Source organism: Janthinobacterium sp. GW821-FHT03A03, assembly GCF_059421435.1.
On record NZ_JBWKUZ010000002.1, the window covers coordinates 63,036 to 81,077 of the forward strand.

An 18,042-nucleotide genomic window follows, 5' to 3' on the forward strand; every position below is an offset into this window, starting at 1 on the left:
TCACTTTACTGCTTGCGCGGCAGGATCACGTCCTGCCCGCCCTGGCTGAGCACGGCGCCGGCGATCTTGCCCGCCGCGTCGCGCGTCAACGCCAGTTCGGCCTCGATGGCGCGGAAAAAGAACCGGTCCCTGGCGCTGGCGAACAGGGGCGCCGAGCCGACGCCCGTGCCGGCCGCTTCCAGGCCATGCTTGCCCAGACTCAGCGTCAACGTGAAATCCTTGTCCAGCGCATACTCGCCCACGTACTCGGTCAGCGCGCTGCGCGGCATGGCGATGGCGACCGGCGGCTTTTTCAGCGGCGGCAAGGGCGTGCCGGGCAGCAGGGCGGCCAAACCGAGGGCGTCGACGGTGCGCGCCGTGTTCGTCAGCACCACCACGCCCCGCTTGCTGTCCGTCGTGAACGCCGCATAGCTGGCGTAGCCGCCCGTCTGGCCGCTGTGCCAGGCGTAGCTGTGTCCCTGTTGCTGCTGCAGCAGCCAGGCCAGGCCGATTTTCGCTGCGCTGTCCGCCGCCAGGGCCCGCTGCGGCTGGAGCGCCAGCGCATACGGCCGCAGCGGGCGCAGCATGTAGGCTTGCAAATAGGCAACCATGTCGCGCGCGCTCGAATACACGCCGCCGGCCGGCGCCACCACGTTCAGCTCCCAGGCCGGCGTTGCCTCGCCCGACAGCAGATGGCCGGGCGCCAGGCGTGCCAGCATGCCGTGCGAGGGCGTGTTCGACGTCGAGCGCATGCCCAGCGGCGCGGCGATGCGCTTTTGCAGCAGTGCTTCATAGCTGGTGCCGGCCTGCGCGGCCAGGGCCGTGCCCAGCACGGCGTAGCCGATGTTCGAGTAGTCAAATGCCGTGCCCGGCGCGTGCGGCAGGCGATACGCGGCGAGAAATTGCCGTTGCTTCGCTTCCGTGTAGTCGGCGTAGGGGTTGGCCGGCTCTTTCGGCGTGAAGTTGTCGGGCAGGCGCGGCAGCGCAGAATAATGCGTGGCCAGATCGAGCAGGCTGATCTGCTTGCCGTCAAAGGCGGGCACGGCATACCCCGGCAATAGCTGCGCCACCGGCCCGTCGAGCGTGACCTTGCCTTCGACGACGGCGTCGGCCAGCAGCAGGGCCGTCATGGTCTTGGTGACGGAACCGATCTGGTAGACCGTGTCGGCGCCCGGTTTGGCGTTCTTGCCGGCATGCACGCTGCCAAAGCCGTAGACGGCGCTGTCCTTGCCGTCGATCACGGCGATGACGATGCTGGCGTGCATGCCGGCGCGCGTCAGCTCTTCCGCGCGTTGGCGCACGGCGTCGTCGAGGGCGGGCGCGGCCAGGGCGGCGCTGCCGATGAGGCACAGGGGGAGGAGGGTGAGGCGTGCAGTCATGGGAACCTGTCAAGTGATCGATGGAAAAGGCAAGTTCACGCCAGCCCCCCGGATAAAGTGGCTGGGATGAATGCCGAGCATAGGCCGCTTACATGAAGGTTGCCTGAGGTTTATGTCATTATTGCCATATCATAAAGTTCCCGGCCGCAGCCGTGTCCAGCAAAGCGGCCAGCTGCGCGCGCATGTCGGCGGCCATGCCTTGCAGCAATTCGCCGCGCCGGCGCGCATCGGCGCGCTTCTTGGACGGCACCGCAGCCAGGTCCGGCACCCGGTAGGGCGCGCAGGGCAGGTGGTAATTACCGTCGCGCATGCGCAAGGCATGCAATTGCTGCCACGCCAGGTCGTAATCGGCGGCAATATGGCGCCGGCGCCGGGCATTGAGGGCGATGCGGTTGTCATTGCTGATCAAGAACAGGCTGTTGCAGGCAAAAAAATCGCCGAAATCGCGCAGGGCCGTGACCATCAGGTTTTTCGGGCGGCAGCCGTGCAGGGCCCGCGTGGCTTCCTTGACGGCCAGCTTGCCCGCCTCGGAACGCAAGCCTTGCAGCGCGCCCAGCTGCAAGGACACGCCATCGGCGCGCGGCAGGAACAGAAAGCTGGCCAGGTACAGGGGCAGGCCGTTGCGCGTCAGGCGCAGGCACAATTCGCCTTCGCGGTAGCTGTCATGGATGGCCGTCAGCTGCAGGCGGTACAGCGCCCCATCCTTGCCGTCGAAGGCGGCCAGCAGCACGGGCTGGCGCGCCGCCCGTTCGACCAGCGGGCGCGCGCCGGCTTGCCACAGGAAGCGGTAATGGCCTTCCAGCAAGGCCAGGCGCGCCGCGCAGCCGAGCTGGCGCGAAGCGTAAGGGCGGTAGATCTTGAAGCGCAGGCAGGGATGCAGCCGCGCCAGCTCGCCCAAGCCGGGCAGGCTGCCAAGAAAGGCCAGCCAGCGCGTGCGCTGGCGCGGGAAGAAGATGGCGCCCAGCGCCGCTTTCAGCCGGTGTCCACTGGCGGGAGGCGGCAGGGCGGCGTTATTGCTCCAGGTTAAAGCGATGTCGTTCATGATTGGGCCGGTAAGGGCAGGCGCTGCACGATGAGAGCCTTGCCTGGATGAATGCTACGCGGGCAAGGTGAATTTCATATTAAGAAGCTATCTTCACGCGCATTTAGAGGATGACAACTAAACATTTGCTTTGTGGCAATGTAGACGGGTATGCTCGCTGCACCCTGACCCGATGAAATGACCACGCCCCATGAAACACCGCCATTTGCTTGCCCTTCCCATGCTCGTTGCCGCACTGGCTGTCCAGGCGCAGGACCGCACGGCCGATCCCCTGGGGCCGTTGGCGCAATGCATCAACCGCAGCCAGTTCCAGTTCAAAACGCAGGACCGCTTGCCGGCCAGCGCGACGACGCGCATCGTCAAGATGAAGGCGGAAGAGCGCCGGGTATCGACGGCCGACGGCTATCGGCTGATGTTGTTCCGCAAGAGCAGCTTGCCCTTCGTGAATCTGAAGATCGAACGCAGCGCCGACGGCCGGTTTGCCGCCGACCGCGACACCATCGTGGCGCAGATGCAGGAGATGTCGGCCGGCAGCAGGCTGCCGCATCAGGTGCCGCTGGAAACGGACGCGCGCCAGGGCGTGGAAGTGCTAGGATCGAACAACGCCAGCATCGCGCAGGCGCAAGGCATCATCAGCCTGTACACGCTGCTGCACGCCGCCAGCGGCACGGTGGCCACCGCCTACCTGCTGAACCAGCCGGCCGACCCGCGCGACTTTGCGACGGATGCCCAATACCAGGCCTTGCGCGACCAGTTCCTTGCCTCGCTGGTCAGCTGCATGGCCGATCCCGCGCAGTAAGGCAAGCGCACAGGAAGGAGACGTGAACCATGGAAAAACCAGCAGCGGGCACGCCGCCCGGGGATGACGGGGCAGGCACCGCATCGGCCGCCAGCCTGATCGACGCGAAAATCGCCGCGCTGGCCGACTGGCGCGGCAAAACCCTGGCCGCCGTGCGGGCGCTGATCCACGCGGCGGACCCGGACGTGGTCGAGGAAGTCAAATGGCGCGGCGTGCCCGTCTGGTCGCACGCGGGCATGATATGCACGGGTGAAACGTATAAGTTGGCTGTAAAACTCACCTTCGCCAAGGGCGCCGCCTTGCCCGACCCGGCCGGCCTGTTCAATGCCAGCCTGGACGGCAACACGCGCCGGGCCATCGACCTGCACGAAGGCGCGCACCTCGATGCCGCGGCGTTCAAGGCGCTGATACGCGCCGCCGTGGCCGCAAATACGGCGCCCAAACCGAAACGGACGAATACTTGAGACATTATCTGTATATCTGGCACGACCCGGCCGAGCGCATGATGGTTGCTTCCGGCATCGAATTCAAGGATGTGATTCCCGCGCTGCTGGACGCGGACGGCATCGTGCTGCGCAAGGGCGGCGCCGGGACGGCCAGGAAACCGGCCGCCTGGCAGTCGGTGACGCGGCAGCAGCTGCCGGCCCTGGCCCCGGAAGGCCTGTACGCCTGCGGCAGCCATGCCTGGGCCGATTACCATGGCGCGCCGCCGGCCTCGGGCGACGCGGACGTGGCCGCGATGCTCGGCCACCGTGGCCCGCCCGGGCCGTTACCCGCCTTGCGCGGCCGCTTTCTCGCCTTTGCCCACGACGACGGCTGGTATCTGAAACTGTTTTATGCCGACTGGGGCGACGTGGCGGCCCTGCTCGCCGCCGCCGTCGCGCCGGCGCTGGGCGCGCTCGACATGGACGCGCTGCAGCGGGGAGGCGACGGCTACTGGCTGCAGGACGGCGCGGTCCAGGCCGAGCTGAAAACCCACGATATCGACAGCGTGCTGAACCGGCGCCTGTGAACCATGAAAACGCCACAAGAAAAGAAGCGCCTCAGTTACGCCAAAGACCGCCGCAACACTTATGGCGAAAACAGTAAATCCTCGCGCAAGGCGATTCACGCGGCCAAGGCACGGGCGAATCGCATGGAGAGACATACGCAAGAGCAACTATTGGCGTCTACTCTGAAAGCGGACGACACCGAGCAGTTGGCAGCGGTCGAGAACCGCGTGCGTGCCACGCCGCCCAGGCGATGGCGCAAATTTCCCGATACGGCACTCGGCCTGGTGCTGGCGCGCCGCCGGCCTGCTTGACACTGCCGGCTCGGTTTGGTCTCGGCGGCATCCAGGAAAAGCTGTAAAAAGTGGCGCGCAGCGCGGCTTTGCCGCAGCAGCGGCTCCAGGGCCGCCTGGATGGCGTCCTCGAGCGCATCCTGGCGGACGTCGATGCACGGAGTCCGCGACGGCTGTCCAGTGCGACGGTGCCCGTTTGGCATTGCAGCTCCCGGCGGCGGAAGATGTCTCACTGCCCAGTTGCCAGCGCCAGCAGCGTCACCTTGATTGGCGTCAAGGTGAAATGCTGTGCATACTCGTCCCCGCCGGCCGTCATCTGGCAGGCGAAATAACGGGGCAAGCCTTGAACGCCGGCCAGGCCCGTCCCGCGACCGTCATAGAGATCCCAGGCCATGTAGACCGGTTCAAACAGCGCGTTTCTCCTGGCTGTCCATGAGCAGGGCCAGCCTGGCCGCCATGCCGGCACTGTCGCGCAACAAGCCGTCGCGTTCCTGCGCCAATGCTTCCATTTTCTGCTGCGATATCTTCCCATTTTCCACCAGCATGTCGAGCTGGCGGTCTTGCGCGGCCAGCGCCACCCTGGCGTCGTTCAGCGCCAGCAAGGCCGTATCGAGCTTGGCCAGCAGGGCGTCGGCGGACGCGGCCGCCTGCAGGTATTGAAACTCGAACTGGTCGCGCTCGGGACGCACGGCGGCCAGCGCTTCGCGGTCGGCGGCCGCTTCGCTGGCCAGGCGCGTTTGCTCCGCCTGCAGCTGCGCCAGCCGCATGTCCTGCTGCACCAGGGTCGCCTGCTGGCCTTGCAGGCGCTGCAACTGCTGGGCGTTATCCTGTTCCAGCCGGCTGATCCGTTGCTGCGCCTGCGCCCGTTCCTCGCTGCGCTGCGCGGCTGATGCCTCCTGGTAATGGTCGAACTGCGAGCGCACCTGCGCCAGCTGGCGGTTCAGGGCTGCGATTTCCTCGCCCCGGTCGGCCAGGCGCTGCGTCAGGCCCGCGTTGTCGCTGTGCAGGGTTGCCAGCGTGACGGCGCGGAAATGGTGTTCTTCCTTCAATTGCGCCAGCGCATGCTGGGTGGCGCGCAATTCCTGGGTGAGGGCGGCGCGCGCCTCCGTCAGCTTCAGGCGCTCGCTTTCCGTCTTCTTGAGTTTTTCCAGCGCGGCGTCGCGTTCGGCGCGGTGTTGCTGCATGCCCGTTTCCAGCTGCTGCGCCACGTCGCGCTGCTGCTTTTCATAGACGCCGCGCATCGCTTCCATGAGTTCGGCCGGCAAGCCTGCCTCCGTTTTGACGGCGCCCGCGCCCTGGAACTCTTCCTTCCAGCGCTTGAGCAGGGGCGCGATGGTGCTCTTGCTGCCCGTGCTGCCCAGCGCTTCGCGCACGCTGTCGACCGTGGGATTGCGTCCATCGGCAGCGACGATTTGGGCTGCTTTCATAACATCAGAGTACAGAATGCCGGTGCGGGCCATGAAATCACCTATGAGCGAAATTTAGTAACGTATTACATGATACGTAATATGGCATAATATTACGATAAAATTTTCATCTTTTTTGAAAAATATAGACCGCGATAAGATCGCTTATCGCGTGTTATGGGGGCGCTTGGCGTGCTATTCTGTGTGTCTCCCAGTACAACACCCCGATTTCGCCGCCGCCATGCCCGATTTGCCCCTGACTAAACGCCGTGTCGCCGCGCCAAAAAGCGCCGCCCTGGTTCCTGCGCCGTTACATGGCGCCCTGGTCGACGCCGAGCTGGCAGCGCGCCACCAGGCGTTTCTCGCCGCCGCCACATCCGACAACACGCGCCGCGCCTACCGCTGCGCCATCCGCCACTTCCAGGCCTGGGGCGGGGCGCTGCCTGCCGACGAGTCCTGCGTCATCCGCTATCTGCTGGCGTATGCGGACAGCCTGAACGCGCGCACCCTGGCCCTGCGCCTGACGGCCATGTCGCAATGGCATGTGTACCAGGGCTTTGCCGACCCCGCGTCCACGCCCACCGTGCGCAAGACCCTGGCCGGCATCGCGCGCCTGCACGGCAAGCCGAAAAAGAAGGCGAGGGCGCTGCCGCTGGAAGACCTGGAACTGATCGTCGCCAGGCTGGCCGCCCTGGGCACCAACAAGGCCTTGCGCGACAGCGCCTTGCTGCAGCTGGGGTTTTTCGGCGGCTTCCGCCGCAGCGAACTGGTGGGATTGAAGCTGGAAGACATCCGCTGGGAGCCGCAGGGCCTGGTGATCACCTTGCCCCGCTCGAAAACGGATCAACTGGGGGAGGGCATCGTCAAGGCGATCCCGTTCGGCGACGGCGTCTGCTGCCCGGCCACGGCCCTGCGCGCCTGGCTGGGCGTGGCGGGCATCGCCGCCGGACCGCTCTTGCGCACCGTCAACCAGTGGGGCCATGTGGGCGGAAAGGGATTGCACGCGAGCAGCATCAACACGATACTGGAAGGCTGCGCCAGGCTGGCCGGGCTCGATTACGTGCCGGAACTGTCGAGCCACAGCCTGCGCCGCGGCATGGCCACCAGCGCCCACCGCGCCGGCGCCGATTTCCAGGCCATCAAGCGCCAGGGCGGCTGGCGCCACGACGGCACCGTGCATGGTTATATAGAAGAGGCGGGCCGCTTCGAGGAAAATGCGGCGGGGAGTTTGTTAAAGGGGAAGAAGAAGGCGGCGGGCTGAGGGTGCAATAACACCTTGCTCGCATCGGCCTGGCAGCGAACAGGACGCCGAGCCTAACGCCCGCAGCATGGCTTAATATGCCTGCCCCTCCAAAAAAAATTAACCTGAAGTCGCCCTGCTATCCAAGGCCATGCGTGATGGTCATCTATTGACACCCTATGAATTCGGCTCGGACGGCTGCTTTTGGCCACCTTCAGCCTGCCAGGCGCCCATATGCGTCGCCCGAACCATTCCAGTCAATCTTACTCCATCCCTTCGAAGGGACAAATATCTCCACGCCACCTGCAGCGAGGGCTTCTGCCAAAATGGAAATGTCTACCGGTATGCTTACCTGGCTGCTACCCTCAAGTACACGCGGTCCCAGAATTACCCAATATGGGTGAGGAAAGCGATCGTCATCAGAACAACAGACTTTGACGGAGGCATTTGCCGCGTAGCCAATGAAATAGCGATTCTCAGGTGGATAATTGGAACTTTCTCGTTCTTCAAATACGTCAAGTCTCAGAATCTGAAAAATTGCTAACGCAGCTACTTGAAGCGCAGGCAGCGGACTGAGGACAAACACAACTTCGTGCATGGATTGTTTCCGTTAATGCTGCATCAAATCGAATGTCAGCGGCCGCTTGCCGTCGTTGCCAGGTTCTGTCTCTCAGGAGACAGCCGGGGAACTGATGCGTTTGTCCAGCGGCCTCGCGTTGAGCGCATCGGCGGCCCGGTCCACGAACTGCCTGACGTCTCCCACCTCGGCAAACAAGCCGTCATAGGCCGCCCGTATCAGCACCGTGCACTGCTCGAATTTCGCCAGTTGTGACAAGCCTTCATCGGTGGGCATAAATAGTCGTCGCCGGGCATCATGGTCGTCGTCCCGATACCGTATGAGGCCCAGGCGGAGCAGCTTTGGTATCTTTTGCATGACCAGTTGGTGCGAATGTCCGAGTTCGCGCGCCAGATCCGAGGCGCAGGCCGAACCGAGCGTTGCCAGAACAGTCATCAGCGAACACGAACGGACCGGGATGACGATCCCCATCGTATCGAAGACCGTCTTGGATTGCTCGGCGATCAGGACGCTCAGCCGCTCGACGGCGCGGCCTAGAAACACGGCGTCATCGATCGCGGCCGGGTGAAGTGTCTCTTTAGTCAAGGCGCTTGTACCTCTGGATGCTGCCATCCTTGTTCACGCGCTCCAGCTCAGTCACTTTCCCGTGTGAAACATTCAAGCGGTATCGAAAATCCGACACGCCTTCCACCGCGAACAGGTCGGGACCGATCGGCTCAAGCGCGACCCGAAACCGTTCGCGCCAGAGATAATAGAGCGTGCCATTGTCCAGGATGATCTGGCGGCCTTCATATTTTCCGGCCGCTTTCGCCAGCATCCGGGCATCGGCGTGCGGGCGTTCGATCGCTGCCGTCAGGCTGGGGAGCAGCCAGGCCAATTCGGTTCGCCTGGCTGCATCGGTCTTGGCCAGATTTTCAAGCGCCAGCTTGTGCGCCAGCGGCAGCGCGCGAATCGAGGGGCTGGCGATATCGGGTTGCACGCCGGCTCCTTCGAAATCGCCATGGTCCACGGGATCCTGGATCTGGCCGATCGGCACTTGCACGAAAAAATCGTCGTTGAGCGGCTTGCGCGCAACCGGATGCGCACCGCCGGCGGTCCGCTCGCCGATCAGCGTTGCGCGCCCGAGCTTCTTCATCGCATAGGAAAACCATTCTGCGGAGGAAAACGACGTGGAGCCGGTCAGGATATAGACGGGCTTGTCCAGCATACGCTTGCCCGGCAAGCCCGGCAGTACCCATTGCCCGCGCTGGATACGCTTGCCATCCTCATTATAATAATAGTCAAAGAGCAGCTGGTCTTTCTCGCTGGAGAAGAAATAGCTCGCCAAAAATTGCGCCATTTCCAGATGTCCGCCATTGTTATAGCGCAAATCAATGATAACGGCATCCGTATTGCCGACGAAGCGCATGACGGAGGCGGCCGTATCATAGGCAAGCTCGGGATCGGCAAAATAGCTGAACCGTATATAGCCGACATTTCCCTTCAGGCGGGCGACCTCGTCGAAACCGAAATTGGTTTCCTCCAGCCGGCTCGATTCTTCTTTTCGTATACTGGCCTTGAGCGCCGGATCGGCCTTCGCCTTGAATTCGGCGATCCACTTCGCGTCGGCACCCACGAAAAAATGCAGGTCGCCGCTGACTTTGAGGAGATCGTCGGTCAGCTTGCTCGCAAACTCAGCCTTCGTGGTCGCCGCGTCATACGCTCCCTTTTTCAGACGCTCCTGAAGCACCGGCGCAATTTTTCTTGCGATGTCCGGAAACGGGTAGTTCGCATTCAAGGCGCTATCGAGGGAGGCGATGACCGCGCCCTTTTCGTCTCGCGAGATGCCCGGTGCCTCGGCAAAAGCGCCCGATGCGCAAACGATGGACAGTGCCGACAGCGTTTGAAGCAGACATAGGTGATAGCGCATTCTAATATTCCCCCACGGTGAGAGCCGATCATACAATATATTGCGCAATATGTTGTACAAACTATGCGAGGTTCGCCCGGAGGAGGCTGGCGTTCGTCAAGCTCTGCTTTTGGCGGCTTGTGCCCATTGCTGCCGCCCGCAGTTAAATTGACAGTGAAATTTGCTTCAACTTTGCTTCGATCTGATTCAACGCATTGAGCCTTTCTTCGCGATGAGACCAGTTCCCAGCGGCCAGCGCCCGGGCTCTTTGCTGCCCAATACAGTCCAATGCCAGTTGTCGCGCCTGCTGGTCGCATGCCGCTCTTAGCTTGATATCGGCAAATGCGAGCGCAATCGCCGCTTCGCAGCGAACATCCTCGTCCATGGCGTTGATGCCGGAGTATCCCCACTGTCTTGCCAGTTTCTCAAGGAATCGAATTGGCATGACGGTCTTGTGCGTCTTGTGCCAATCGCGATAGCTCTCCAGAAGATCGGCTCCAGTATCATTGCCGTTCGGCGAGAAATCATCCGCGCAGCTCCAAAAAAATGGATCATCCAGAATTTCGCGTGCTTTGGGATGAAAGTCCTCCCAATCAATTCCCAACTTCTCCCAGGGTGACATTCCATCACGCTTGGCTCGTGCTGCTGCCTCCAGCCCGGACGCAAGGAGTTGCAGAGCTTCCCCCGAATGGGGGATGCGTTTCTTGGCAGCTTCACAGTGGTCTAGAAATCTCTCCAGGCTGAAATCATCCGTGCGCTTCAATCGCGTTCGCAATAGCCCGAGTGCATTGATGACTTCATCAACGCCTGCCTTAAAAAGTGGCAAAGACAATGTTGCAGAGCGCGTCCAGTCCCGACCTTCCATCAATTCGCTGGCGATATCGATCTCGACCTTGCCCTTTGCTCTGCGATAAGTGATCTTAGGTAGCGTTGAGCGGAAATTATTGTGCTTCTCCAGCAGAGCTTCCAACGTCTTCTTTGCCGGACCAGCGTCTCTAAAGTGAAGCGTGACTGCAATTTCCTTGATCGCGTCTCCAAAGCTGCCGCCTCCCGCCAGAAGAAAATCCCCAATCGGAGATAACGTCGTGTGACCGCCGTAGCAATTATAGGATTTAGCGCTTACATGGAAATCCATTAGATGCTGCCTTTCATGCAAAATTCCAGTCTTTCTGAATGTCGATACAGCCAAAAACTGCACAGACTAGTGCCGGGCCATATCACGCGGCCGCTTGTTCCCGGGGGCGGATGATCATGCAGGTGGCCGTCGCGTGCGCGTAGACTTTACCGGCTTCGTCGCGGATCGTGCCTTCGGAAATGACCAGGTTGCGGCCCGCATTGATGACTTTGCCTTCCGCAAAGACCGTCACGTTGAAGGGCAGGGGGCGGCACATTTTGATGTTCAGGTCCGTCGTGCCGTAGCTTTCGCCGGCCGGCAAGACCGTGTGCGTAGCGCAACCCGTGACCGTGTCGAGCACGGTGGCGGCGAAACCGCCGTGCACGCCGCCCATGGGATTCGTGTGGTTTTCATTCGCCGTGGCCGTGAAGATGACTCTGCCATGCTCGATCGTGTGCGCATCCATGGGCATGGTCTTGGAAATGCCGGGCCGGGGAAACAGGCCTTGCGCGAACGCTTGCATCAGTTGCAAGCCGGTCATGTCTTTCGGGTGCATGGGTAACTCCTGTGGTGGTGATGTGGGGATGAATCAGACGTCCTGCGTAAAACGCAGGCGCGAGGCGTGCAGCAGGAAGCGGGCGACGACGGCCAGTTCTTCCTCGCTGAAACCGGCTTTCAGTTGTTCATTCAGGCTGTCGAGCAGGGGCAGGGCGTGGGCCAGTACCTCGCCCCCCTTGGCCGACATGTGCAGGGCGCCGGCGCGCGCGTCGAGCGCCGACTGGCCGCGCACGATCAGGCCGTTTTCTTCCATGCGCGCCACCAGGCCCGTCACGGCCGAGTTTTTCAGCTGCAGCGCCCGCCCCAGATCCTTCAATTGGCAGCCTTCCTCGCCCTTCAGGGCAAACAGGGCGACCACTTGCGTGCCGGAAAAGCCCAGTTCGCTGGTGAAAACGGCATCGGCCGAGCGGAACAGATTCTGGCGCGCCAGGTTGAGCAGGTTGAACAGGCGCGGCGAACGCTCGCCCAGCGGGCAGGCGGGAGCATCGGCGAGGTCGGATTGGGGCGAGGTATTGGTACGCATGCGAAGTATACTACTACGTATGCGTAATAAATCAAGCGACTATTGCCAGTCGCGCCGGTGGCGTCCGATGTAGCGGGCACGGGGCCGTATCAGGGCCGCGCTGGCGGCTTGCTCGGCGGCATGCGCGATCCAGCCGGCCGAGCGGGCCAGCGCAAACACGCTCCATCCCGCGCCCTCGGGCCAGCCGAACGCCAGTTCCATCGCGGCCAGCGCCAGGTCGGCGTTTGGGCGGACATCGAGCAGCTCGCTTGCCGTGGCGCAGACGGCCAGGATGGCGGCCAGATGGGGGTGCCCGCGCGACAGCGCCGACAGGCGTTCCAGCAGATACGCGGCGCGCGGGTCGCCGTCTGGATACAGCGGGTGGCCAAAACCGGCGAATTCCGGCGCGACGGTCTTGTAATAGGCGACGATGGCGGCCCCGGCGTCCGGCGCGGCCAGCGCCTGCGTCAACATGCGCCGGGCCGCCGCGCCGCCGCCGCCATGCTTGTCGCCGGACAAGGCCGCCAGCCCGGCCATCAGCGCGGCGGGCAGGCTGGCGCCCGTCGAAGCGACGCAGCGCACGGCAAACGTCGAGGCATTCAATTCATGGTCGGCCAGCAATACGAGCGCGGCGCGGATCAATTCAGCCTGCTCCGCACCGGCTTGCCACGCCCGGGCCAGTTGCCGGTGCAGCGGCAAGGCGGACGGCGCCGTCTGCAGCAAGGCGGCGGCCAGCAGGCGCATCAGGGCGGGGCCGGACTGCAGCATGCTTGCAGGCATCGTCGCGGGAACGGACGCCAGGCTGGCCATGGCGAACATGGCGCGCGCCAGCGGCGGCCCGTCCGGCGCGCCGGCCAGCGCCTGCGGCACGGCAGGCGCGTCCTGCGGAAAATGATCGATGGCGCCATCGTCCCACAGCAGGCCGGCGATTGCTTCCAGCGTCGCGGACTCGGCCAATGCCGTCGCATCGCAGCCGCGGTACAGCAATCGTCCATCGACAATATGGGAAATCCGCGTTTCCAGCACCGGCAAGCCCCAGTGCATGGCGGCCACGGCCGTCTGGCCGCCCCGTTTGGCGTCGTTCTTGCGCGCCGCCAGGCGCAGCACGTCTTCCTGCGGATAGCGCTTGCGGCGCGATGTGCCGTTGCTGACGGAGGTCAGCAAGCCCCGGCTGACATAGGCATACAGGGTAGGCAGGCTGACGCCCAGCAGGCGTGCCGCGTCAGGAGCGGACAGATGGTTGTTCATGGCGGCCATTGTAGCGGCTGCCACTTTATATTGATTGATGGAATCAAGATTGACGGGCCGGGCGGCGCGTCACTAGACTCATGCCTTTCCAGGAGTCTCCATGAGCACACACACGATTCGCACCCTGCGCGCCGGCGACGCCGCGCCCTTGCTGGCTTTCGAACAAGCCAACCGGGCCTGGTTCGAGCGCCATATCGACCGGCGTCCCGACGATTTTTACAGCCACGACGGCGTGCAGGCGCACGTCGCGCAATTCCTGGACCAGCACGCACAGGGACGCCTGCACCCCTGCGTCATCGTTGACGAACACGGGCAACTGATCGGGCGCGCCAACCTCAAGGACATCGACCAGCAACTGGGAACGGCTGAAGTCGGCTACCGCATCGGCCAGCAGCAGGCGGGCAGGGGCCTGGCCACGGCCGCGCTGCGTCACCTGATTGATCTGGCGCAAAACGAATGGCAGCTGGCCAGCCTGTGCGCCTACGCCATCGACGGCAATGCGGCGTCGATCCGCGTGCTGGTGCGCTGCGGCTTCGTGCAGGGCGTGGCCGTGCCCGCTATCGCCATCGTGGAAGGCAAGGTTGTCGACGGCCATGCTTATGCGCTGGATTTGCGCTCGGCTGGGATAGACCCTGCCAGGTGATAGATAAGCAACGTTGGCAGATATGAATCATGATGAGCCAGAACGCGCAGAACGCATTGGCATCGTCGGCGCAACTCACGCCTTGCGGCCGCGGCCCGGGCGCTCGGCGCCACGGTCCGCACGCATACCGTTAATGCGACAGCACCGAATCGCGCGCCCTGTGCCCGAGGTAAGGCAGCAAGCTGATTAATCCAAGCAGTGCCAGCGCGACGCCGACCCACAGCGGGGAGCGCAGGCCGTAGCCGGCGGCAATGCCGAGGCCGCCGAGCCATGAGCCGGCGCCCAGGCCGATATTGATGACGGAGGTATGGACGGTGTTGACCAGCGGCCCGGGATGGGCGGTTTTCATCACGCGGGCGATGATGGCGGGATTCATCGACATGCCCACCAGGCCTGTGACGACCAGCAAGGCGACGCTGATGGCCTTGTCCTGCGCAAAGACCGCGAACAGCGCCAGGCTGATGCTCAGGATGACCATGCCCCAGACCATGATGGGCGTGGTGTAGCGGTCCGCATAACGGCCGACCACGCCATTGCCCACCACGTTGGCGACGCCATAGACGCCCAGCAGCCAGGGGATAGCGGATGCGGGAAAGCCGGTAATTTCCGTCAGGATGGCCGCGAAATAGCTGAACGCCGCGAAAATCGCACCGATGATGAGGCCGCTGCTGGCATACGCTGCCCACAGATGGCGGTTGCGGAACTCCCCCAGTTCCTTGCCGAGGCTGACGACTTCGGACGGCTTGACGCGCGGCACCAGCACAGTAATGAGCGCCAGACACAAGAGCGCCAGCAGTACCACCAGCCAGAAGCTGGCGCGCCATCCCAGGTGCTGGTCGATGAGCGTGGCGACCGGCACGCCGACCACCGAAGCGAGCATGAGGCCGCCGATCACGACGGCGGCGGCGCGTCCGCGCGCGTCGGGAGCGACGATGTCGGCACAAATGGCCAGCGACAAGCCAAAGCAGGTGGAGGCCGCCACGCCCGTGACCACGCGTGCGATGGCCAGGATGTCATAGCTGGTGGCCGACGCGGCGACGGATTGGGCAAGGATATAAAAGCCCAGCAGCCACAGCAATCCCTGCTTGTTCGGCACGCGCAGTTTGAGCAAGGCAATGGTACTCAGCGGCCCGCCGATGACCATGCCCATGGCATAGAGCGAAATCAGGTAGCCGATCCGCGTGACCGGTTCGTCCATGGCCAGGGCCAGCGACGGCATCATGCCCGCCACCATGAATTCGGATGTCGTTAACGAAAAGATCGTCAACCCCAGAATGTAAACAAGCAGCGGCATAGCAATATCCTTCGAGATTAGTAGCTAAAACACTAGCCGGGGGTGGCGCGCGCCCGGGCCGCATGCGGCTCTTGCGCGCGCCACGGCCTGGTCACATGTTGCAAGACGTAAAGACGCTGTCCGGAATGCCGCCGACTTGCAGGTTGGGGAAGTCGCGTACCGAAAGGTGCTGCGGGTCGTTGCCCGTGACCATGCGCAGCAGGCGGTTGCCGCCGGCCTCCAGGTAAAAGACCGATGGCGGCTTGCCCATCCGCTCGACTATCCACGCGTCGGCCTCCTGGCCCAGCACGGTGTGGCGGCCGTCGTGACGCGCGCCGGCGTCCGGCAGCACGGCTTGCGGCAGGAACAGGTCATGGAACGGCGTCACCTCATCGGCCAGCGCCATGCCCTGCAGCTGCGCGCCAGTTGCCTGCGCTTGCCTTGCGTAGGCAACTTTCTGCTTGCGGCTTTGTTTGCGCCTGGCATCGCCGATTTCCGACATCCACAGCAGGTGCCCGTGTTCCTTTTCCGACCAGGGATTGAACAGGCCATCGATGCGGCAGATGTTGCGCGCATAGTCGAACCAGCAATAACCGGACGTGACCTGATCGTCCTCCTGCATCGGTGTCCAGTAGGAGATATAGGCGCTGCTCCATTGCAGCGGCAGCAGCGGCGGGGCGAGGTGTGCCGGCATGGCAGCTCCCTAGCGGCCCAGCGCGTAGCCAAGGCTGGCCATCAGCGCTTCCTGCAGCGACGGCAAGTCCTTGCGGCGCGCGTCGAAGCTGGCGGTCAGCTCTTCATTGCTCAGTCCGATACGCTCGCCCACGCTTTCAAACCACAGGCGGCTGCTGTTGGCGTGGTCCTTGAACAATTGCATCAGGGGCACGGCGCGGGCATTGAAGCTGTCCAGGGCGGCCACCGCGCCGGCTTCGGTATTGAGAACCTTGACCAGCAGCAGGGCAGCCACCACGGCCATGGTGGTGCCATGGCCGATGGAAAAATGCCCCGATTGCAGCGCATCGCCGAGCAGCACGAACTTGCCGTCGCAGGCCCGGTCGTGGCTGAGCGTCATGAAGTTGCGCCAGCCCTGGCCCGGTTGGCTGAGGAGACCATGCTCACCGAGTTCGGCCTTGAATGTTTTGGCGATGTACGCGGCGGCGTCGCGCTCGGACAGCGCCTCCAGCCCCGCCTTGGCGTAGGTCTCTTCGCTGCATTCGACGATGAAGGTGCTCATCGTGTCGGAGTATTTATAGGCATGGCCGATGAAAATGCCTTGCTCATTGCTGCGGAACACCAGATTCATCTGGTCGAACAGCTGGGTGGTGCCGTACCAGATGTATTTGTTGCGGCCGAAATCGATGTGCGGCGCCAGCGCGGGCGGCAAGTCCAGCGATTTGTAATTGACGCCGTTCGACACCACCACCAGGTCGTGCTCGGCTTCCAGCTGCGCCTGGTCCGCCGGCGGCGTTTCATAGCGGATGGCGATGCCGGCCGCCACGCACTTGGCGCGCAGGGCCTGCACCAGGGCCTGGCGTCCGACGCCGCACAGGGTGACGCCGGTGCTCATCAGCTTGGGCTGGTCGTGATGCACGAGCTTGAATTCTTCCAGGAACTGCGGATTGAGCCGTTCCGGCTGCTCCAGATAGGAGAGCGGGTTGGCGGGATGGCGCGGCGGCCGCCCCGGCAGCACCACGCCCCAGCCCAGCACTTCTTCCGGGGTATTTTTTTCCGTAATGCTGATCTTCCAGCCGGGCTGGGCCTGTTTCATCTGACTGGCGAAGAGCAGGCCTGCGGGGCCGGCGCCGATGACGAGAATGTTCATTAATTTACCCTTCCAAGTTTGTACCAAACGTTTTGTTTCTTCTGGATCTGCTGCAGTTCATCGTAAGGAACCGATGTGAAGTACAGTTTCTCCGCCATGTCGGGCGGATAAACACGGGGGAATTTCTTGTGCATGTAGCGCGTGTAGCGCGTCTGCAGGAAGAAAATCAGATTCGGATTGCTCAGCGCTTCATAGTTGGCGATCGCCATGTCCTGCATGGCGTCTGCCTGCACCTTGCGCTGCTGCGTGAACTCGGACAGGGCGGGCCCCAGGGCATTGCCATGTTTTTCCAGCAGGGAAACGAAGACGTGGACGTCTTCCAGCGCCATGTTCATGCCTTGTCCGAGGAAGGGGGCGGTGGCATGCGCCGCATCGCCGATCAGCAGGATATTGGCCTTGTAATGGAAGGTGCTGGAGCGGACATTGATGAGGTCGTTGCTGGGCAGCGCCATGAACTGGTCCAGCATCTCCTGGCGGCGCTCCGGCGGCAGGGTGCCGAAGTAGCGGCTGAAGAAATCGGCCATGGCTTCGCGGTTCAGCGTGCCCAGGCTGGGCGTGCCGGTGTAGGGCAGGCACAGGGCGAAGCTGATGCTGCCGTCCGGAATGGTGGCCGCGCGGCCGGCAAACAGTCCCTTGGAATCCATGCCGAAGAAGTACAGCAAATCCTTCCTGAAACCCAGGTCCGCCGCGTTCGGCAACACCAGCGTCTTGTAGCCATGGCGGAAGTAACTCTGCCTGAACTCGAAGCGGCGCACGCCGCTTTGCATGGCGCGCCGCACGGCGGAGTGGGCGCCGTCGGCGCCAATGACCAGGTCGCCATACAACTGCTGCACGGTGCCGTCCGGACCCTGGATCAGCACGATCTTTCTTTCCAGGTCGACATCCAGGCATTTATGCTCAAAGTAATATTTCACCTCGTGCTTGACGGCATGCCGGTTCAGCAGGCGCTGGAAGGCCGTGCGGTCCAGCGACAGGGGAAACAGGCCTTCGAGCGGGGTCAGTTCGCGTATCCGGTGCCGGCCGCCCACGCAAAATGCCATGCCGACGATGGGCTCGCCGCACTGGTCGAGCTCCTGTTTGCTGATGCCGGCACCGAGGACGGCCTTGATGCCGCGCACCGTCATGCTTACGCCGATGGCGCGCGCGTTGACCGGGTCGGCGTTGGCGGCATTTTCCAGCAGCGGATCGCCGCGTTTTTCGACGACGTGGACATCGTGTCCCCGTTGCGCCAGATAAATGGCGCTGAGGCTACCTGCCAGGCCCCCGCCGACGATAATGATTTTATGCATT

Annotated in this window: 21 protein-coding genes; 6 read left to right on the forward strand and 15 right to left on the reverse strand. The window is 63.3% G+C overall.

The features are described 5' to 3' along the window. Nucleotides 1–5: 5 nt before the first annotated feature. Both AC07VI_RS06790 and AC07VI_RS06795 read right to left on the reverse strand, forming a co-directional pair. Nucleotides 6–1,358 (reverse strand): serine hydrolase domain-containing protein, encoded by a 1,353-nt coding sequence (locus tag AC07VI_RS06790; RefSeq protein ID WP_086146243.1) that lies wholly within the window; start codon nt 1,356–1,358, stop codon nt 6–8. A gap of 118 nt (nt 1,359–1,476) precedes the next feature. Then, nucleotides 1,477–2,400: a VirK/YbjX family protein gene (locus tag AC07VI_RS06795; RefSeq protein ID WP_492994121.1), complete on the reverse strand. Its 924-nt coding sequence runs from the start codon at nt 2,398–2,400 to the stop codon at nt 1,477–1,479. 190 nt (nt 2,401–2,590) lie between these two features. Between AC07VI_RS06795 and AC07VI_RS06800 the strand changes: the two genes are divergently transcribed. From AC07VI_RS06800 to AC07VI_RS06815, 4 genes are read left to right on the forward strand one after another with little or no spacing between them, the layout of a single operon-like run. Continuing rightward, complete coding sequence (locus tag AC07VI_RS06800; protein WP_139842520.1) at nt 2,591–3,199, forward strand: hypothetical protein; 609 nt, start codon at nt 2,591–2,593, stop codon at nt 3,197–3,199. Nucleotides 3,200–3,228: 29 nt separating this feature from the next. Further along, entirely contained in the window at nt 3,229–3,663 is a 435-nt protein-coding gene (locus AC07VI_RS06805) for a DUF1801 domain-containing protein (RefSeq protein WP_086146246.1), read from the forward strand. Continuing rightward, a complete protein-coding gene (locus tag AC07VI_RS06810; protein ID WP_086146247.1) occupies nt 3,660–4,211 on the forward strand; it encodes a hypothetical protein in 552 nt (183 codons plus the stop codon). The genes AC07VI_RS06805 and AC07VI_RS06810 overlap by 4 nt, the downstream gene beginning before the upstream one ends. Nucleotides 4,212–4,214: 3 nt before the next feature. After that, nucleotides 4,215–4,502: a hypothetical protein gene (locus AC07VI_RS06815; RefSeq protein ID WP_139842521.1), complete on the forward strand. Its 288-nt coding sequence runs from the start codon at nt 4,215–4,217 to the stop codon at nt 4,500–4,502. Between the two features lie 208 nt (nt 4,503–4,710). On the opposite strand, the gene AC07VI_RS06820 is transcribed toward AC07VI_RS06815, so the two are convergent. Both AC07VI_RS06820 and AC07VI_RS06825 read right to left on the reverse strand, forming a co-directional pair. Next, a complete protein-coding gene (locus tag AC07VI_RS06820; RefSeq protein WP_157792336.1) occupies nt 4,711–4,875 on the reverse strand; it encodes a hypothetical protein in 165 nt (54 codons plus the stop codon). A 10-nt stretch (nt 4,876–4,885) separates the two neighbouring features. Beyond that, entirely contained in the window at nt 4,886–5,908 is a 1,023-nt protein-coding gene (locus tag AC07VI_RS06825) for a DNA-binding protein (RefSeq protein WP_253251942.1), read from the reverse strand. 220 nt (nt 5,909–6,128) lie between these two features. Between AC07VI_RS06825 and AC07VI_RS06830 the strand changes: the two genes are divergently transcribed. Beyond that, on the forward strand, nt 6,129–7,148 hold the full coding sequence (locus tag AC07VI_RS06830) for a site-specific integrase (RefSeq protein WP_086146249.1): 1,020 nt from the start codon (nt 6,129–6,131) through the stop codon (nt 7,146–7,148). A gap of 193 nt (nt 7,149–7,341) precedes the next feature. Here the strand turns inward: AC07VI_RS06830 and AC07VI_RS06835 are convergent, their stop codons facing one another. The 7 genes from AC07VI_RS06835 to AC07VI_RS06865 all read right to left on the reverse strand — a co-directional run bounded on the left by AC07VI_RS06835 (nt 7,342) and on the right by AC07VI_RS06865 (nt 13,038). Continuing rightward, nucleotides 7,342–7,725, reverse strand: coding sequence for a hypothetical protein (locus tag AC07VI_RS06835; RefSeq protein ID WP_492994125.1), 384 nt, complete (start codon nt 7,723–7,725; stop codon nt 7,342–7,344). 72 nt (nt 7,726–7,797) lie between these two features. Continuing rightward, complete coding sequence (locus AC07VI_RS06840; RefSeq protein WP_086146250.1) at nt 7,798–8,289, reverse strand: MarR family transcriptional regulator; 492 nt, start codon at nt 8,287–8,289, stop codon at nt 7,798–7,800. Then, nucleotides 8,282–9,613 carry a S41 family peptidase gene (locus tag AC07VI_RS06845; RefSeq protein WP_099374493.1) on the reverse strand — a complete coding sequence of 444 codons (1,332 nt, stop codon included), beginning with the start codon at nt 9,611–9,613 and terminating at the stop codon, nt 8,282–8,284. Before AC07VI_RS06845 ends, AC07VI_RS06840 begins: the two co-directional genes overlap by 8 nt. A gap of 142 nt (nt 9,614–9,755) precedes the next feature. Then, complete coding sequence (locus AC07VI_RS06850) at nt 9,756–10,727, reverse strand: hypothetical protein (protein ID WP_492994128.1); 972 nt, start codon at nt 10,725–10,727, stop codon at nt 9,756–9,758. Nucleotides 10,728–10,809: 82 nt separating this feature from the next. Further along, a complete protein-coding gene (locus tag AC07VI_RS06855; RefSeq protein WP_070310764.1) occupies nt 10,810–11,262 on the reverse strand; it encodes a PaaI family thioesterase in 453 nt (150 codons plus the stop codon). Between the two features lie 33 nt (nt 11,263–11,295). Beyond that, nucleotides 11,296–11,787, reverse strand: coding sequence for a MarR family winged helix-turn-helix transcriptional regulator (locus AC07VI_RS06860; RefSeq protein WP_492994130.1), 492 nt, complete (start codon nt 11,785–11,787; stop codon nt 11,296–11,298). Nucleotides 11,788–11,826: 39 nt separating this feature from the next. Next, on the reverse strand, nt 11,827–13,038 hold the full coding sequence (locus AC07VI_RS06865) for a citrate synthase family protein (protein ID WP_253251943.1): 1,212 nt from the start codon (nt 13,036–13,038) through the stop codon (nt 11,827–11,829). Between the two features lie 76 nt (nt 13,039–13,114). Here AC07VI_RS06865 and AC07VI_RS06870 point away from each other — a divergent pair, with 76 nt between their 5' ends. Beyond that, nucleotides 13,115–13,657 (forward strand): GNAT family N-acetyltransferase, encoded by a 543-nt coding sequence (locus AC07VI_RS06870; protein WP_099374491.1) that lies wholly within the window; start codon nt 13,115–13,117, stop codon nt 13,655–13,657. Between the two features lie 130 nt (nt 13,658–13,787). On the opposite strand, the gene AC07VI_RS06875 is transcribed toward AC07VI_RS06870, so the two are convergent. The 4 genes from AC07VI_RS06875 to vioC all read right to left on the reverse strand — a co-directional run bounded on the left by AC07VI_RS06875 (nt 13,788) and on the right by vioC (nt 18,041). Next, entirely contained in the window at nt 13,788–14,951 is a 1,164-nt protein-coding gene (locus AC07VI_RS06875; RefSeq protein WP_492994133.1) for an MFS transporter, read from the reverse strand. A 91-nt stretch (nt 14,952–15,042) separates the two neighbouring features. Next, nucleotides 15,043–15,624 carry a violacein biosynthesis enzyme VioE gene (vioE, locus tag AC07VI_RS06880; protein ID WP_492994135.1) on the reverse strand — a complete coding sequence of 194 codons (582 nt, stop codon included), beginning with the start codon at nt 15,622–15,624 and terminating at the stop codon, nt 15,043–15,045. Nucleotides 15,625–15,633: 9 nt separating this feature from the next. Continuing rightward, a complete protein-coding gene (gene vioD / locus AC07VI_RS06885; RefSeq protein WP_492994137.1) occupies nt 15,634–16,752 on the reverse strand; it encodes a flavin-dependent violacein biosynthesis monooxygenase VioD in 1,119 nt (372 codons plus the stop codon). Continuing rightward, complete coding sequence (gene vioC / locus AC07VI_RS06890) at nt 16,752–18,041, reverse strand: NADP-dependent violacein biosynthesis oxygenase VioC (RefSeq protein WP_492994139.1); 1,290 nt, start codon at nt 18,039–18,041, stop codon at nt 16,752–16,754. Before vioC ends, vioD begins: the two co-directional genes overlap by 1 nt. Nucleotide 18,042: the final 1 nt, after the last annotated feature.

Bases quoted from the DNA above. Each gene is read 5' to 3' on its own strand.
- AC07VI_RS06855 (WP_070310764.1), bottom strand. From the start codon at position 11,262: ATGCACCCGAAAGACATGACCGGCTTGCAACTGATGCAAGCGTTCGCG.
- AC07VI_RS06875 (WP_492994133.1), bottom strand. From the start codon at position 14,951: ATGCCGCTGCTTGTTTACATTCTGGGGTTGACGATCTTTTCGTTAACG.
- AC07VI_RS06850 (WP_492994128.1), bottom strand. From the start codon at position 10,727: ATGGATTTCCATGTAAGCGCTAAATCCTATAATTGCTACGGCGGTCAC.
- AC07VI_RS06825 (WP_253251942.1), bottom strand. From the start codon at position 5,908: ATGAAAGCAGCCCAAATCGTCGCTGCCGATGGACGCAATCCCACGGTC.
- AC07VI_RS06870 (WP_099374491.1), top strand. From the start codon at position 13,115: ATGAGCACACACACGATTCGCACCCTGCGCGCCGGCGACGCCGCGCCC.
- AC07VI_RS06845 (WP_099374493.1), bottom strand. From the start codon at position 9,613: ATGCGCTATCACCTATGTCTGCTTCAAACGCTGTCGGCACTGTCCATC.
- AC07VI_RS06820 (WP_157792336.1), bottom strand. From the start codon at position 4,875: ATGGCCTGGGATCTCTATGACGGTCGCGGGACGGGCCTGGCCGGCGTT.
- AC07VI_RS06830 (WP_086146249.1), top strand. From the start codon at position 6,129: ATGCCCGATTTGCCCCTGACTAAACGCCGTGTCGCCGCGCCAAAAAGC.
- AC07VI_RS06790 (WP_086146243.1), bottom strand. From the start codon at position 1,358: ATGACTGCACGCCTCACCCTCCTCCCCCTGTGCCTCATCGGCAGCGCC.
- AC07VI_RS06800 (WP_139842520.1), top strand. From the start codon at position 2,591: ATGAAACACCGCCATTTGCTTGCCCTTCCCATGCTCGTTGCCGCACTG.
- AC07VI_RS06805 (WP_086146246.1), top strand. From the start codon at position 3,229: ATGGAAAAACCAGCAGCGGGCACGCCGCCCGGGGATGACGGGGCAGGC.
- vioD (WP_492994137.1), bottom strand. From the start codon at position 16,752: ATGAACATTCTCGTCATCGGCGCCGGCCCCGCAGGCCTGCTCTTCGCC.
- AC07VI_RS06835 (WP_492994125.1), bottom strand. From the start codon at position 7,725: ATGCACGAAGTTGTGTTTGTCCTCAGTCCGCTGCCTGCGCTTCAAGTA.
- vioE (WP_492994135.1), bottom strand. From the start codon at position 15,624: ATGCCGGCACACCTCGCCCCGCCGCTGCTGCCGCTGCAATGGAGCAGC.
- AC07VI_RS06815 (WP_139842521.1), top strand. From the start codon at position 4,215: ATGAAAACGCCACAAGAAAAGAAGCGCCTCAGTTACGCCAAAGACCGC.
- vioC (WP_492994139.1), bottom strand. From the start codon at position 18,041: ATGCATAAAATCATTATCGTCGGCGGGGGCCTGGCAGGTAGCCTCAGC.
- AC07VI_RS06795 (WP_492994121.1), bottom strand. From the start codon at position 2,400: ATGAACGACATCGCTTTAACCTGGAGCAATAACGCCGCCCTGCCGCCT.
- AC07VI_RS06860 (WP_492994130.1), bottom strand. From the start codon at position 11,787: ATGCGTACCAATACCTCGCCCCAATCCGACCTCGCCGATGCTCCCGCC.